The organism is Pseudomonas sp. LBUM1666, assembly GCF_059695775.1.
Genome location: NZ_CP166789.1, coordinates 2,794,625 through 2,807,732 on the forward strand (window position 1 = coordinate 2,794,625; position 13,108 = coordinate 2,807,732).

At 58.7% G+C, this 13,108-nt stretch carries 13 protein-coding genes; 5 read left to right on the plus strand and 8 right to left on the minus strand.

Annotated elements, in window-relative coordinates; translation table 11 throughout:
- Positions 1-35 precede the first annotated feature (35 nt).
- Positions 36-512 carry an MEKHLA domain-containing protein gene (locus tag ACA056_RS12805; RefSeq protein WP_497273219.1) on the plus strand — a complete coding sequence of 159 codons (477 nt, stop codon included), beginning with the start codon at positions 36-38 and terminating at the stop codon, positions 510-512.
- A 45-nt stretch (positions 513-557) separates the two neighbouring features.
- Here the strand turns inward: ACA056_RS12805 and ACA056_RS12810 are convergent, their stop codons facing one another.
- Positions 558-1,712 carry a cytochrome P450 gene (locus ACA056_RS12810; protein WP_497273221.1) on the minus strand — a complete coding sequence of 385 codons (1,155 nt, stop codon included), beginning with the start codon at positions 1,710-1,712 and terminating at the stop codon, positions 558-560.
- Between the two features lie 82 nt (positions 1,713-1,794).
- Between ACA056_RS12810 and ACA056_RS12815 the strand changes: the two genes are divergently transcribed.
- Positions 1,795-2,559 carry an ArsR/SmtB family transcription factor gene (locus tag ACA056_RS12815; RefSeq protein ID WP_497273223.1) on the plus strand — a complete coding sequence of 255 codons (765 nt, stop codon included), beginning with the start codon at positions 1,795-1,797 and terminating at the stop codon, positions 2,557-2,559.
- Here the strand turns inward: ACA056_RS12815 and ACA056_RS12820 are convergent.
- A complete protein-coding gene (locus ACA056_RS12820) occupies positions 2,556-3,164 on the minus strand; it encodes a LysE family translocator (protein ID WP_497273225.1) in 609 nt (202 codons plus the stop codon). The genes ACA056_RS12815 and ACA056_RS12820 overlap by 4 nt on opposite strands.
- A gap of 105 nt (positions 3,165-3,269) precedes the next feature.
- Between ACA056_RS12820 and ACA056_RS12825 the strand changes: the two genes are divergently transcribed.
- A complete protein-coding gene (locus tag ACA056_RS12825; protein ID WP_497273227.1) occupies positions 3,270-4,166 on the plus strand; it encodes a LysR substrate-binding domain-containing protein in 897 nt (298 codons plus the stop codon).
- Here the strand turns inward: ACA056_RS12825 and ACA056_RS12830 are convergent.
- The 6 genes from ACA056_RS12830 to ACA056_RS12855 all read right to left on the minus strand — a co-directional run bounded on the left by ACA056_RS12830 (position 4,145) and on the right by ACA056_RS12855 (position 11,117).
- Positions 4,145-4,678, minus strand: coding sequence for a serine acetyltransferase (locus ACA056_RS12830; RefSeq protein ID WP_497273229.1), 534 nt, complete (start codon positions 4,676-4,678; stop codon positions 4,145-4,147). The two genes, ACA056_RS12825 and ACA056_RS12830, sit on opposite strands and share 22 nt — an antisense overlap.
- Before the next feature lie 163 nt (positions 4,679-4,841).
- Positions 4,842-5,861, minus strand: coding sequence for a branched-chain amino acid aminotransferase (locus ACA056_RS12835; protein WP_497273231.1), 1,020 nt, complete (start codon positions 5,859-5,861; stop codon positions 4,842-4,844).
- 299 nt (positions 5,862-6,160) lie between these two features.
- On the minus strand, positions 6,161-7,546 hold the full coding sequence (gene lpdA / locus ACA056_RS12840) for a dihydrolipoyl dehydrogenase (protein ID WP_497273233.1): 1,386 nt from the start codon (positions 7,544-7,546) through the stop codon (positions 6,161-6,163).
- 3 nt (positions 7,547-7,549) lie between these two features.
- Positions 7,550-8,821: a dihydrolipoamide acetyltransferase family protein gene (locus ACA056_RS12845; RefSeq protein WP_497273235.1), complete on the minus strand. Its 1,272-nt coding sequence runs from the start codon at positions 8,819-8,821 to the stop codon at positions 7,550-7,552.
- Positions 8,822-9,880, minus strand: a complete 1,059-nt coding sequence (locus ACA056_RS12850; protein ID WP_497273237.1) for an alpha-ketoacid dehydrogenase subunit beta — start codon at positions 9,878-9,880, stop codon at positions 8,822-8,824.
- A 1-nt stretch (position 9,881) separates the two neighbouring features.
- Positions 9,882-11,117, minus strand: a complete 1,236-nt coding sequence (locus tag ACA056_RS12855; RefSeq protein ID WP_497273239.1) for a 3-methyl-2-oxobutanoate dehydrogenase (2-methylpropanoyl-transferring) subunit alpha — start codon at positions 11,115-11,117, stop codon at positions 9,882-9,884.
- 185 nt (positions 11,118-11,302) lie between these two features.
- Between ACA056_RS12855 and bkdR the strand changes: the two genes are divergently transcribed.
- Positions 11,303-11,788 carry a Bkd operon transcriptional regulator BkdR gene (gene bkdR, locus ACA056_RS12860; protein ID WP_046048920.1) on the plus strand — a complete coding sequence of 162 codons (486 nt, stop codon included), beginning with the start codon at positions 11,303-11,305 and terminating at the stop codon, positions 11,786-11,788.
- A gap of 303 nt (positions 11,789-12,091) precedes the next feature.
- Complete coding sequence (locus ACA056_RS12865; protein ID WP_497265786.1) at positions 12,092-13,087, plus strand: IS110 family RNA-guided transposase; 996 nt, start codon at positions 12,092-12,094, stop codon at positions 13,085-13,087.
- Positions 13,088-13,108: the final 21 nt, after the last annotated feature.

Here is a 13,108-nt window from a genome sequence, read left to right on the forward strand (position 1 = left end):
GCATCAAAAACCAACGCCTTTGCGTGGGAGGGCGCGTGTCGTCAATCAACGAATATGTAGCTGCTGTTCAACTGCTGGACGAAGCTTATCGCCGCTGGACCGGCCAAAGCCTGCCAGCCCCTGAGTCGCTGACCGGACCTGAGCGCTTGCACTGGTTGCACGCGCACGCGCCTTACAGCCTGCTGGCCCACGGCACTGAAGCCGATCCTTGCTTCTTCTACGCCAACGAACAAACGCTGGCCTGTTTCAAATACCCTCGCTCGCAATTCCTCGGCATGCCGTCACGGTTCAGCGCTTCGCCACTGGACCGAGCCATGCGCCAGACGTTGCTGGAGCAGGTCACGGCCAACGGGATTGCTCATGGCTACAGCGGTTATCGGGTGGATCGGGATGGCAATGCCTTCATGATTCATGAAGGCAAAGTCTGGACGCTGATTGATCAACACGGTGAGCATCGGGGGCAGGCGGCACTGTTCTGGCCGGATGCGGAGCGTGTTGGTCGGGTTGATTGATTTAGGGGGGGGCTTGTCGATCACGAATACTGTGTGCGACACCCATCAACTGTGGGAGCGAGCTTGCTCGCGATGAACGATGACGCGGTCGCTGAAGAGCGGAATGCGGCCGTTGAGGGAAGGGCGGTAGTGCCATTCCAATTGGTCTAGCGCGGGTTTCATCACCAGAATCTCCCTCAACGTGGCGCTGGCAATACTCAACGCCAACAACTGTCCCGGACATTGATGCCGCCCCGCACCAAAGGTGAAGCTGCGCCGGTCTGGACGATCAAGAAGAAAGACGTCGGGATGGTCATTGAGCTGTGGATCGCGATTAGCTGAAGCCAGCAGCACCAGAATCACGTCGCCGGGGTTCAGGCTTACCCCGTCGATTTCACAAGGCGCAGCGACAAATCGGCGGGTGTTCTGCACCGACGGATCGAAGCGCTGAACTTCAGCAATCAAGTCGTCAACGGATGTCGATTCGCTGTGCAACGACGGGTTTCGAATCAACGCCAACAGCGCATTGCCGATCAGTCCGGCGGTGGCTTCATAGGTCTGGGAAAACAACCCGATCAGGTTGGCAATCAACATTTCAGCGTCGCCAGATGCGGTCGCGAAGCGCTGGCGGATCCCGGCGAGCAGGGCGCTCTGATTGTTCGGGTCATCCAGCAACTCAACGAAAGAGCCGCTCAAGTGTTCCGCCGCAACGTGCGCTGCATCCCGTTGCGCCTGATCGCCAAGGGGCGACAGGCACGCGACGAAGTCCCCGGTCAGCTCGCTAATAGCCCGGCCCTGAGCAGGAGAGAACCCCAGCAATGCAGCCACCACGCAAACCGGCCCGCGGAACATCGCCTTGTCCAACCCATCGGCGCCCGGAGTGATCAGACGCGCGCCTACCAGCGCATTGACTTCATCTGTATCAATCAACGCCAGCTCCGGTTGAATCGCCGACCTCGGGCAACGCTGCCGTTCGCCCTCATTCATCCGCATCAACTGACCAAAGACCTTGCCGGCCATCCCTTCAACAATCGCCTTGGGCACCGGTTCGTGGGACGGCCGGACATGACAGTCAGGATGCGCCAGCACGGCCGCAACGGCTCGGGCGCTACTCGCCACCCATACTTTCAGTCCTTGGTGAAAAACCAGCCCGCCCTCCAAGCGCAGTTGCGCGTAATAGGGATAAGGATCGGCGTGAGTCGCAGCGATGATCGGGTCCATGGGTCGCAGCCTTGTTCGTGGTTGGAAAAGTGTTGCTACTATCTCCAGTCCGAAAGGGCCTTGATTCGTCCGGGAACGAAATATGAACGTAGAACAGCACGACATCGGCGTTTCTCAGGTGGCTGCGGCGATCGCGGAACCGGCCCGGACGAAAATCCTCTGTTCGCTGATGGACGGCCACGCCCGCACCAGCACCGAGCTGGCGGCGATTGCCGAAGTCAGCGCCTCCACCGCCAGCGCGCACCTGGCCAAGCTCAAAGAGCTGGCGTTGGTGCGTTTGCATGTTCAGGGCCGCCATCGCTATTACAGCCTTGCGGACAGCCGCGTCGCCCAGGCGCTGGAAGCGTTGATGGTGATCGGCCAGAACGCTACGCCGACCTTCAATTCGCGCACCCCGGATCGCCTGCAATTCGCCCGCACTTGCTACGACCACATGGCCGGAACGTTGGCGGTGCTGCTGCATGACCGAATGATCGAAGCGGGGTGGCTGCTGGAATCCGATGAACAGGTCTATCAACTGAGCGACAGCGGTGAGGCGTTGTTTGAAGGGTTGGGTGTCGAGGTCAAGGACTTGAGCACGTTGCGTCGCCGCTTCGCCTGCCCATGCCTGGACTGGAGCATGCGTCGGCCGCATCTGGGCGGTTCGTTGGGGGCGGCGTTGTTGCAAACGGCGATCAAGCGCAAATGGGTCACTCAGGACCTGGACAGCCGCGCGCTGGCGTTGACGGCGACGGGACGCAAGGAACTCAGCAGCCGGTTCGCTGTTGAACTGCCGATTCAGGTATCGACAGCACAACCCGCGTTCACCGAGACCCGGCGTCGCGCGAACGCCAGTTCTGCGCCTTAGCGACTGGCCGAGGCCATCAGCACGCCGAAACCGGCGAAGGTCACGCCCGAGATTTTCGCCGCCAGCCAGGAACCCTTCGGGCTCGACAACCAGCCTTTGGCGGCATTGGCGAGCAAGGCATAGCTGCCATGCACCAGAATCACCAGTACGCCATAGGAGGCGACCAGTTTGAAAAACTGGGTGGAGAAGTGCGCTGAGGTTTCGATGAATTGCGGGAACACCGCCAGAAAGAAAAACACTGCCTTGGGGTTCAAAAACTGGATCGAAGCCGCTTCAACGAAGCGGTAGCCCGGGCTTGACGGGCGCGTTTCAAGCAACGTGTTGAAACCAGCCGAGCGCCAGCTTTTGTAACCCAGGTACAACAAATAGGCGGCCCCTGCGTATTTCAACGCGGTAAAGGCGTTGGCGGAGGTGCTGAGGATCAGGCCGACACTGGTGGCGCTGATGGTAGCGACAACAAACGCACCCGACGCTATCCCCAGAATGCCCGGCACTGCCCCGGTCCAGCCGTGGCGTATCGCGTTGGACAGGGTCAGGACCACGCCAGGCCCTGGACTCAAAATGGTCAGGGTGGCAAACAGTAGAAAGAGTCCGTAGCTGTTCATGTCTTGCTCCGTCGGGTGGCGCTGGCTGCGTGCGAGCAGATTGGCGTGACGACGTGGGCGTGACAAACGCTTTAATTGCGCTGCATATGTGACTAAATTAGACGCATGACAAATCCACTACCGCCGCTTAATGCTGTTCGCGCCTTCGCTGTTGCTGCTCGTCATCAGAGTTTCAGCCTGGCGGCCGAAGAGATGCATGTCAGTCACAGTGCCGTCAGTCGGCACATCAAATTGCTTGAGGAGCACCTGGGTGTGCTGTTGTTCGAGCGGCGTGTCCGTCAATCGGTGCTGACACCGGCCGGTCAGCGCTTTTATGAGCAAGTCAGCGCCGGGCTGGCGCAGATCGCCAACGCCGCGGCTGAACTCAAGCAGCACGCCTCGCTGCCGACCGTGAAGATCAATGTCCGTCCGTCCTTTGCCATGCTTTGGCTAACGCCCAGGCTGGCGGATTTCATTGCGCAGCACCCGGACATCAAACCGCAGGTAATCACCCAGACCCAAGCACCCGATCATGCACGCGACGGGTTCGACATTGTCATTCGCCGTGGTCGTGACGACTGGGCACAGGCAATTGAGGCGCGAGCCCTCTTCGAAGACGAATTGTTGTTGGTCGCGGCACCTTCGCTGATCCAGCGCCTGGCCGTTGAAGACCTCGCGTCCCTGAGCCGGCACACGTTACTGACCGCCAAGGCGCGTCGCGAGGACTGGCACAATTGGGTCCTGCACTTTGGTCAAAGCCAGTCCGCCACTCAGGTCACCCGGCAGTTTGATCACATGCACCTCGTGCTTGAGGCCGCCGTGGATGGACAGGGCATTGCCTTGTGCCCGACCTCTTTGCTGGGCACCCACCTATCGAGCGGTCGCCTGATCTGCCCGTTGCCCGAATTGCGAATGCCGTTGCCGCGTTATTACTACGGTGTTGCGCCGGACGTGACGGTGCAGACACGGGTGTTTGTGGAGTGGTTGTTTGCCCGCATTGCTCAGGATGAGCGGGCGTTATAAAAAGTAGCGCCTTCAGGGATGTTTTTATTGACGAAGGACATGGCCCCGATTGTAACGTTATCACCAATTGAGAGGGTGTCCGCGATGATGCAACTATTTGCCCCAACACTTACGTTATCGCCGATCTTGAGGTCATATTCAGGTAACCCCATGGTTTTTATGCCAATAGTGGTATTTTGACGGATAAAGAAATTTCGGCCGATCTGAACATGGCCAGTGATGACGATTCCAGGCAAATGGCCGATACGAAAGCCGGGCCCTATTTTGGCATCAATACTTATGTCAACCCCGTACTTTAGATTGCTCTTTCTTTCCAGTCGTTTCGCATAAACTCGGAATAAACCCTTTCGAGCATTTAAATACTGCGCAAGTCTAAATATAAACAAGTACCTAAGCGTGTTGTTCTTTCTGGTTCGTTTAAGAATATTGGTGAGCAGGCCGATGCGACTTCCCGGTTTTTTCTTGTTTGAAACTTCCGATTTCCAATGCATCGTCAAAGTTTCTAAATTCACGGCGCAGCCCCTAGCCCTACGGCTCTGAAAAATGGGCTAGTTTAACAAGTGAGCTATGGAATGGGTACGGACCCTGAATAGCCATTCTTTGTGCAATAAAAAACCCACCCATCGCCAAAGCGATGGATGGGTTATGTGCCGCTGGGGATCAGGCCCCGTCAAATCAAACCTTGACGATCCAGCCCGCTGGCGCTTCGATGTCGCCGGTCTGTACACCGGTCAGCTCTTTGTAGAGCTTCTGGGTGACTGGGCCAACTTCGGTTTCGCTATGGAATACGTGCAGTTTGTCGTTGTAGCTGATGCCGCCGATCGGTGTGATCACCGCGGCAGTACCGCAAGCACCGGCTTCCTTGAAGTCGGACAGCTTGTCGATGAACACGTGGCCTTCGACCACTTCCAGGCCCAGACGCGATTTTGCCAGCTCGATCAACGACAGACGGGTGATGCCCGGCAGCACCGACGGCGAGTTCGGGGTCACGAACTTGTTGTCGTGGGTGATCCCGAAGAAGTTGGCCGAGCCGACTTCTTCGATTTTCGTGTGGGTCATCGGGTCCAGGTAGATGCAGTCGGCGAAGTGGGCTTTCTTGGCCTGGGAACCTGGCATCAAGCTGGCCGCGTAGTTACCACCGACCTTGGCTGCACCGGTACCTTGTGGGGCGGCGCGGTCGTAGCTGGAGATCAGGAAGTTGTGCGGGGTCAGGCCGCCCTTGAAGTAGGCACCGACCGGAATGGCGAAGATCGAGAAGATGAACTCGGGGGCGGTACGCACGCCGATGTTGTCACCCACGCCGATCACGAACGGACGCAGGTACAGCGCGCCGCCGGTGCCGTAAGGCGGGATGAAACGCTCGTTGGCACGGACCACTTCCTTGCAGGCTTCGACGAACTGCTCGGTGGACACTTGTGGCATCAGCAGGCGGGCGCAGCTGCGTTGCATGCGTGCGGCGTTCTGGTCCGGGCGGAACAGGTTGATCGAACCGTCCTTGCAACGATAGGCTTTCAGCCCTTCGAAGCATTGCTGGCCATAGTGAAGGGCAGTGGAGCCTTCGCTGATGTGCAGCACATTGTCTTCGGTCAGGGTGCCTTTGTCCCACTCGCCATTACGCCAGTGCGACAGATAGCGCTTGTCTGTCTTGATGTAGTCAAAACCCAACTTGTCCCAATTGATGCTTTCGTTACCCATGACACCCTCTATCACTTAACAACCGCCGAAACGGTTCAAGGCTTCTGACGTTTTTCTGGATGGGGACAACAATACTTCATTCCGGGCCCATTTCGCAGCCGGAATTCAATCTCTGCGACCATCGATGCCCCCGATGTAGCAGCTGTCGAGCAACGCGAGGCGCCGTTCGGCGGCGAAGTCGTCGTAATTCGCCCCACGCGGTCTACATGAAAGAACGCGATGGCCGGTTTTGCGACGACTTCGTCGCCGGACGCAGCCTCGCGTTGCTCGACAGCTGCTACAGGGTTTTGTGTGCGTCGTTACAGGTGCAACGCGTGGCCCAACGCACGCAACGCCGCTTCCTGGACAGCCTCGCCCAAGGTCGGATGCGCGTGGATGGTGCCGGCGATGTCTTCCAGCCGGGCGCCCATTTCCAGGCTCTGACCGAATGCCGTCGACAATTCCGACACGCCCACACCGACCGCCTGCCAGCCAACAATCACATGATTGTCACGCCGCGCCACGACCCGCACGAAACCGCTTTTCGATTCCAACGTCATCGCCCGACCATTGGCCGCAAACGGGAAGCTGGAAACGATGCAGTCCAGACCAGCCGCCTTGACGTCGTCCGGGGTCTTGCCGACGACCACCAGTTCCGGGTCGGTAAAGCACACGGCGGCGATGGCGGTCGGGTTGAACTCACGGGATTTACCGCTGATCAGTTCGGCAACCATCTCGCCCTGAGCCATGGCCCGGTGCGCGAGCATCGGTTCGCCGCTCAGGTCGCCGATGGCATACACATTGCGCATGCTGGTCTGGCAGCGATTGTCGATCTTGATCGCCGAGCCGTTCATGTCCAGGTTCAAACCTTCGAGGTTCCATCCCTGGGTGTTCGGTTTGCGGCCGACGGCCACCAGCACCTGGTCGGTTTCCAGGTTCAGGGTGTCACCGTCCGGGTCAAGAACTTGCAGTGTATTACTAGCAGAATCAAAGCCTTGGACGCTGTGCTTCAAGTAAAGCTTTATGCCAAGTTTTTTCAGTTCGTCATGTACAGGCTGCGTCAGTTCGGCGTCGTAGGCCGGCAGGATGCGATCCTGAGCCTCGACCACGCTGACCTCGGCGCCGAGCTTGCGATAGGCAATCCCCAGCTCCAGACCGATGTAACCGCCACCGACCACGATCAGCCGTTTCGGCACGGACGTCGGCGCCAGGGCTTCGGTGGAGGAGATGATCGGGCCGCCAATCGGCAGCATCGGCAGATTCACGCTTTTCGAACCGGTGGCCAGCACCAGGTGCTCGCACTGAATGCGCGTGTCGCCGACTTCTACGGTTTTACCATCGATAACTTTCGCAAAACCTTGAATAACCTGGACTTTGTTCTTTTTCAACAATGCGGACACGCCGGTGGTCAGGCGATCAACGATGCCGTCCTTCCACTCGACACTCTTGCTGATATCGAGCGTCGGCGCGGACACGCTGATACCCAGCGCCGAATGCTGGCTGTGGTGCTGCGTCTGGTGAAACTGTTCGGCGACGTGGATCAACGCCTTCGACGGAATGCAGCCGATGTTCAGGCAAGTGCCGCCCAGTGATTCGCCTTCAACCAGAATGGTCGAGATGCCCAGCTGACCGGCACGAATCGCCGTCACATAACCGCCAGGGCCGCCGCCGATGATCAGCAGCGTGGTGTTCAAAGTCTGTTGCATGACTTACTCCACAAACAGGGTGGCGGGTTGTTCGAGCAGGCCACGAACGGCCTGGATGAATTGCGCCGCGTCCATGCCATCGACCACGCGGTGATCGAAGGAGCTGGAGAGGTTCATCATCTTGCGAATCACGATCTGGCCTTTGACGACCATCGGGCGTTCGACGATTTTGTTGACGCCGACAATCGCCACTTCCGGCAGGTTCAGCACCGGGGTGCTGACGATACCGCCCAAGGCGCCGAGGCTGGTCAGGGTGATGGTCGAACCGGACAGTTCATCGCGGCTGGCCTTGCCATTGCGCGCGGCGGTGGCCAGACGGGAGATTTCCGTGGCGCTGTCCCACAGGCTGCGGGTTTCGGCGTGACGGACTACCGGCACCATCAAACCGATGTCGGCTTGGGTGGCGATGCCTACGTGCACGGCGCCGAGGCGGGTGATGACCTGGGCTTCGTCGTCGTAACGGGCGTTGATTTGCGGGAAGTCGCGCAGGGCGACGACCAATGCGCGGACCAAAAACGGCAGCAAGGTCAGCTTGCCGCGGGTCGCGCCGTGTTTTTCGTTCAGATGAGCGCGCAGTTCTTCCACGGCGGTGACGTCGATTTCTTCGACGTAACTGAAGTGAGCGGCGCGCTGAGTGGCGTCCTGCATACGCTGGGCAATCTTGCGGCGCATGCCGATAACCGGGATTTGTTCTTCGTCGTTACGCTGGGCGTAAGCGGCGGCAATGGTCGATTGTGGCTGCTGACCCTGGGCCAGATAGGTGTCGAGGTCTTCGTGCAGCACCCGACCGGCAGGACCGGTGCCACGTACCAGACGCAATTGAATGCCGAGGTCCAGCGCATGTTTACGCACGGCCGGGGAGGCCAGCGGGCGCTCATCAGCTTCGCGAGCGACCATTGGGCCTTGGCATACGGCAGCTCGCGGCGCCGCAGCGGCGATCGGTTTGCTTTCAACAGCGGCTGCAACTTTCGGTGCCGCAACCGGCGCTTCTTTAACAGGTACAGGTTGAGCCGACTCTTTAACGTTGCCCGCGCCTTCGACTTCAATGCTGATCAGGATGCTGCCAACCGCCATGACTTCGCCGGGCACACCGCCCAGCGCAATCACCTTGCCGTTCACCGGCGACGGGATGTCGACCATCGCCTTGTCGGTCATCACATCGGCCAGCACCTGATCTTCGACGACCATGTCGCCGACTTTGACGTGCCACACCGACAGTTCAACTTCTGCAATGCCTTCACCAATGTCCGGCATTTTAATAACGTGCGTGCCCATTCAGACCTCCATAACCCGTTTCAAAGCCGCGCCCACACGGGTCGGACCAGGGAAATACGCCCACTCTTGCGCGTGCGGGTAGGGAGTGTCCCAACCGGTGACGCGTTCGATCGGGGCTTCCAGGTGATGGAAGCAATGCTCTTGCACCAGGGCGACCAGTTCGGCGCCGAAACCGCAGGTGCGGGTCGCTTCGTGAACGATCACGCAGCGGCCGGTTTTCTTCACCGACTTGACGATGGTGTCCAGGTCCAGCGGCCACAAGCTGCGCAGGTCGATGACTTCAGCGTCGATACCGGTTTCTTCAGCCGCAACTTGCGACACATAAACCGTGGTGCCGTAAGTCAGGATGGTCACGTCTTTGCCCGGACGGGTGATGGCGGCGACGTCCAGCGGTACGGTGTAGTAACCGTCCGGCACTTGTGCGGCCGGGTGTTTCGACCACGGGGTAACCGGGCGTTCGTGGTGACCGTCGAACGGGCCGTTGTACAGGCGTTTTGGCTCGAGGAAGATCACCGGGTCATCGTTTTCGATGGAGGCGATCAACAAGCCTTTGGCGTCGTAAGGGTTGGACGGCATGACCGTGCGCAAACCGCAGACCTGGGTGAACATCGCTTCGATGCTCTGGCTGTGCGTCTGGCCGCCATAGATGCCGCCGCCGCAAGGCATGCGCAGGGTCATCGGTGCGGTGAACTCGCCGGCCGAGCGATAACGCAGGCGGGCGGCTTCGGAAATGATCTGGTCCGACGCCGGGTACACGTAATCGGCGAACTGGATCTCGGCCACTGGCCGCAGACCGTAGGCACCCATACCGACGGCGACGCCGACGATGCCGCTTTCGGAGATCGGCGCATCGAACACCCGGGAGGTGCCGTATTTGGTCTGCAGGCCTTCGGTGCAACGGAACACTCCGCCGAAGTAGCCGACGTCCTGGCCGAACACCACGACGTTGTCGTCACGCTCAAGCATCACATCCATGGCCGAGCGCAGAGCCTGGATCATGGTCATGGTGGTCGTGGTCATGGCGGTTTCCAACTCGATTTTGTTGTTGTGATCGTTCATGTCAGATCCCCAACTCTTGACGCTGGCGCTTCAAGTGCTCCGGCATCTCTTTGTAGACGTCTTCGAACATGGTCGCGGCGCTCGGAATCTGGCCGCCGGCGAGGGTGCCGTACTGTTCGGCTTCTTTTTGCGCGGCAATGACTTCGGCTTCCAGTTCGGCGCTGACGGCGACGTGTTCCTCTTCGGACCACTGACCGATTTTCACCAGGTGCTGCTTCAGGCGCGCAATCGGGTCGCCCAACGGGAAGTAGCTCCAGTCGTCGGCAGGACGGTATTTGGACGGATCATCAGAAGTCGAGTGCGGACCGGCGCGGTAGGTGACCCATTCGATCATGGTCGGGCCGAGATTGCGGCGCGCACGTTCGGCGGCCCAGGCAGAGGCGGCATACACCGCGACGAAATCGTTGCCGTCGACCCGAAGGGAGGCAATCCCGCAACCGACGCCACGACCGGCAAAGGTAGTGGCTTCACCACCGGCAATCGCCTGGAACGTGGAGATCGCCCACTGGTTGTTGACCACGTTGAGGATCACTGGCGCACGGTAAACGTGGGCGAAGGTGAGGGCGGTGTGGAAGTCGGATTCAGCAGTAGCGCCGTCGCCGATCCAGGCCGAGGCGATTTTGGTGTCGCCCTTGATCGCCGAGGCCATGCCCCAGCCCACGCCTTGTACGAACTGGGTGGCGAGGTTGCCGGAAATAGTGAAGAAGCCGAAGTCTTTGACTGAATACATGATCGGCAGCTGACGTCCCTTGAGCGGATCACGCTCGTTGGACAGCAGTTGGCAGATCAGGTCCACCAGCGGCACTTCCCGCGCCATCAGGATGCTTTGCTGGCGGTAGGTCGGGAAGCACATGTCATCGACGTTCAGGGCCAGGGCCTGGCCGCTGCCGATGGCTTCTTCGCCAAGGCTCTGCATGTAGAACGACATTTTCTTCTGACGCTGGGCGACCACCATGCGGTTGTCATAGATCCGCGTCTTGAGCATGGCGCGCATGCCTTTACGCAGGATCTCGACCGGTACGCCTTCAGCCCATGGGCCGAGGGCATTGCCCTGGTCATCGAGCACGCGAATCAGGCCCTTGGCCAGATCGGCGGTGTCGGCCGGTTCAACGTCGATTGGGGGTTTGCGCACCGTACCGGCGTCGGTCAGACGCAGGTAGGAGAAGTCGGTTTTGCAGCCAGGACGGCCCGAAGGTTCGGGAACGTGCAGGTGCAGCGGTTCGTACGCTTGGTTCATGGCTTCTACGCTCGATCTTGTGAATTTCTTGTAGTGAGCTGACCGTCATTCTTCGATAAAAGAATTCTTGTCCTACAACAATCATAGGCCGGGCCAAGAAGAATATTTCTCTCTGTTTCGTTGCGTTGGCGATCATTTGAGGATAAAAAATCTGCATAAACATAAAAAACAGGTGGTTTTGTCTCATGCGCAAACTGGACCGTACCGATATCGGCATTTTGAACAGCCTTCAGGAGAACGCGCGCATCACCAACGCCGACCTCGCACGCTCGGTCAACCTGTCGCCGACGCCGTGCTTCAACCGGGTCAAGGCGATGGAAGAATTGGGCCTGATTCGCGAGCAGGTGACCCTGCTGGATGCCGAGCTGCTAGGGCTGCACGTCAACGTGTTCATTCACGTCAGCCTGGAGAAACAGGTGGAGGAGGCGTTGCAGCATTTCGAGGAGGCGATCTCGGATCGCCCGGAAGTGATGGAGTGTTATTTGATGGCGGGCGACCCGGATTATCTGATTCGGGTGCTGGTGCCGACCATTCAGTCGCTGGAGCGCTTCATGATGGACTTCCTCACCAAAGTCCCCGGTGTCGCCAACATCCGCTCGAGCTTTGCGCTCAAGCAGGTGCGCTATAAAACCGCGCTGCCGTTGCCGGCGAATGGGTTGACCCTGGCCTGACGGCAAGATCAAAAGATCGCAGGCTTCGCCAGCTCCTTGTATGTTGACCTTGATTCCAACGAGAGAGGTTACGCTCAAGGATTCATACAACAGCAAGTGCGTTTCTGGGGGAGGCCGATAGCTCCTGAAGGCAGGATTTGCTCCTGACCTTGTCTGTAGAGAGGCCCCCCCGCCTCATTGCCCACCACGAAGAGTATCGAGAAGCCGACAAGTCGGACTTCGCATTACAAGGTTGCAGTGGCATGAAATTCGAGGTCGGGGGAACCAGGGGCAATCTTACCGAAAGTCAGGGAAGTGAAAAGCATGAATACTCATGTCGGCATAGACATTGGTGCGCGCACGTCTGTCATGGGATGGCGGCAGAGCGGTAAAACATCAGGCCAGTGGGACGTTCAGCACACGCCCAAAGGACGTAAGGCTGCCGTGACAAAGATGTTAGGTCTCAAACCGCTGAGTGTGGTCATGGAGGCCACTGGCATTTACTACCTGGATCTTGCATTGGAGTTGCACGCTGCCGGCCTGCCGGTCTCGGTGATCAACCCCAAAAGCTTCCACAATTTTGCAAAAGTGATGCTGCAAAACAGCAAAACTGACCAGATAGACGCTCAATTGCTGGCTGAATATGGCGAGCGCATGACTCCCAGGCTTTGGGTTCCGCCTACTACCGATCAAATGACGCTGCGTGCGATTGGCCGCCATATCAATCGGCTGATTGGTCATCGAACACGAGCCAAAAACGAATTACACGCGCTACAAGCGACAGAAACGAGTGTGGAGCTGCTGATCGAGGATGAGAAAGAGGCGATTGCAGGGCTGGACACACGGATTGATCGCTTGAAGAAAGCCGCACGTGATGCCATCGCCAAATGCCCGGATCTGAGTTTACAGTTTCGCTGCATGATGGCGGCCCCCGGCGTTGGAGAAGCCTCAGCCATCGCCGCACTGGCTGAGCTGACAACCCTTCCGGTAACGCTTAAATCGGCGCAGGTAAGCCGCTATGCAGGCCTGGATGTCAGGTTGACCCAGTCAGGCACCAGCGTGAACCGGCCAGGGCGAATGTCCAAATGCGGTAATGCTTACTTGCGCGCAGCGATGTTCATGCCGGCGATGACGGCAATCCGTTGTGATGAGAGTGTGAAGGCCTTCTACGAGGCTCTGGTAGCGCGCGGCAAGAAGAAAATGCAGGCCATCGGTGCGGTCATGCGCAAATACCTAACCGGGTTATGGGCATGCATGCGTTCCGGAGAAGAATTTAATACGGCCAAGCTTTTTAGCGAAAAACATCTCGCGAAAGCTTGACCGTGAACAGAGTATCTACAG

What these genes read in the sequence shown, in the direction of transcription:
- ACA056_RS12845 (WP_497273235.1), bottom strand. Translation starts at nt 8,821, where the DNA reads ATGGGCACGCACGTTATTAAAATGCCGGACATTGGTGAAGGCATTGCA.
- ACA056_RS12850 (WP_497273237.1), bottom strand. Translation starts at nt 9,880, where the DNA reads ATGAACGATCACAACAACAAAATCGAGTTGGAAACCGCCATGACCACG.
- ACA056_RS12810 (WP_497273221.1), bottom strand. Translation starts at nt 1,712, where the DNA reads ATGGACCCGATCATCGCTGCGACTCACGCCGATCCTTATCCCTATTAC.
- ACA056_RS12820 (WP_497273225.1), bottom strand. Translation starts at nt 3,164, where the DNA reads ATGAACAGCTACGGACTCTTTCTACTGTTTGCCACCCTGACCATTTTG.
- ACA056_RS12865 (WP_497265786.1), top strand. Translation starts at nt 12,092, where the DNA reads ATGAATACTCATGTCGGCATAGACATTGGTGCGCGCACGTCTGTCATG.
- ACA056_RS12835 (WP_497273231.1), bottom strand. Translation starts at nt 5,861, where the DNA reads ATGGGTAACGAAAGCATCAATTGGGACAAGTTGGGTTTTGACTACATC.
- ACA056_RS12825 (WP_497273227.1), top strand. Translation starts at nt 3,270, where the DNA reads ATGACAAATCCACTACCGCCGCTTAATGCTGTTCGCGCCTTCGCTGTT.
- ACA056_RS12815 (WP_497273223.1), top strand. Translation starts at nt 1,795, where the DNA reads ATGAACGTAGAACAGCACGACATCGGCGTTTCTCAGGTGGCTGCGGCG.
- bkdR (WP_046048920.1), top strand. Translation starts at nt 11,303, where the DNA reads ATGCGCAAACTGGACCGTACCGATATCGGCATTTTGAACAGCCTTCAG.
- ACA056_RS12855 (WP_497273239.1), bottom strand. Translation starts at nt 11,117, where the DNA reads ATGAACCAAGCGTACGAACCGCTGCACCTGCACGTTCCCGAACCTTCG.
- lpdA (WP_497273233.1), bottom strand. Translation starts at nt 7,546, where the DNA reads ATGCAACAGACTTTGAACACCACGCTGCTGATCATCGGCGGCGGCCCT.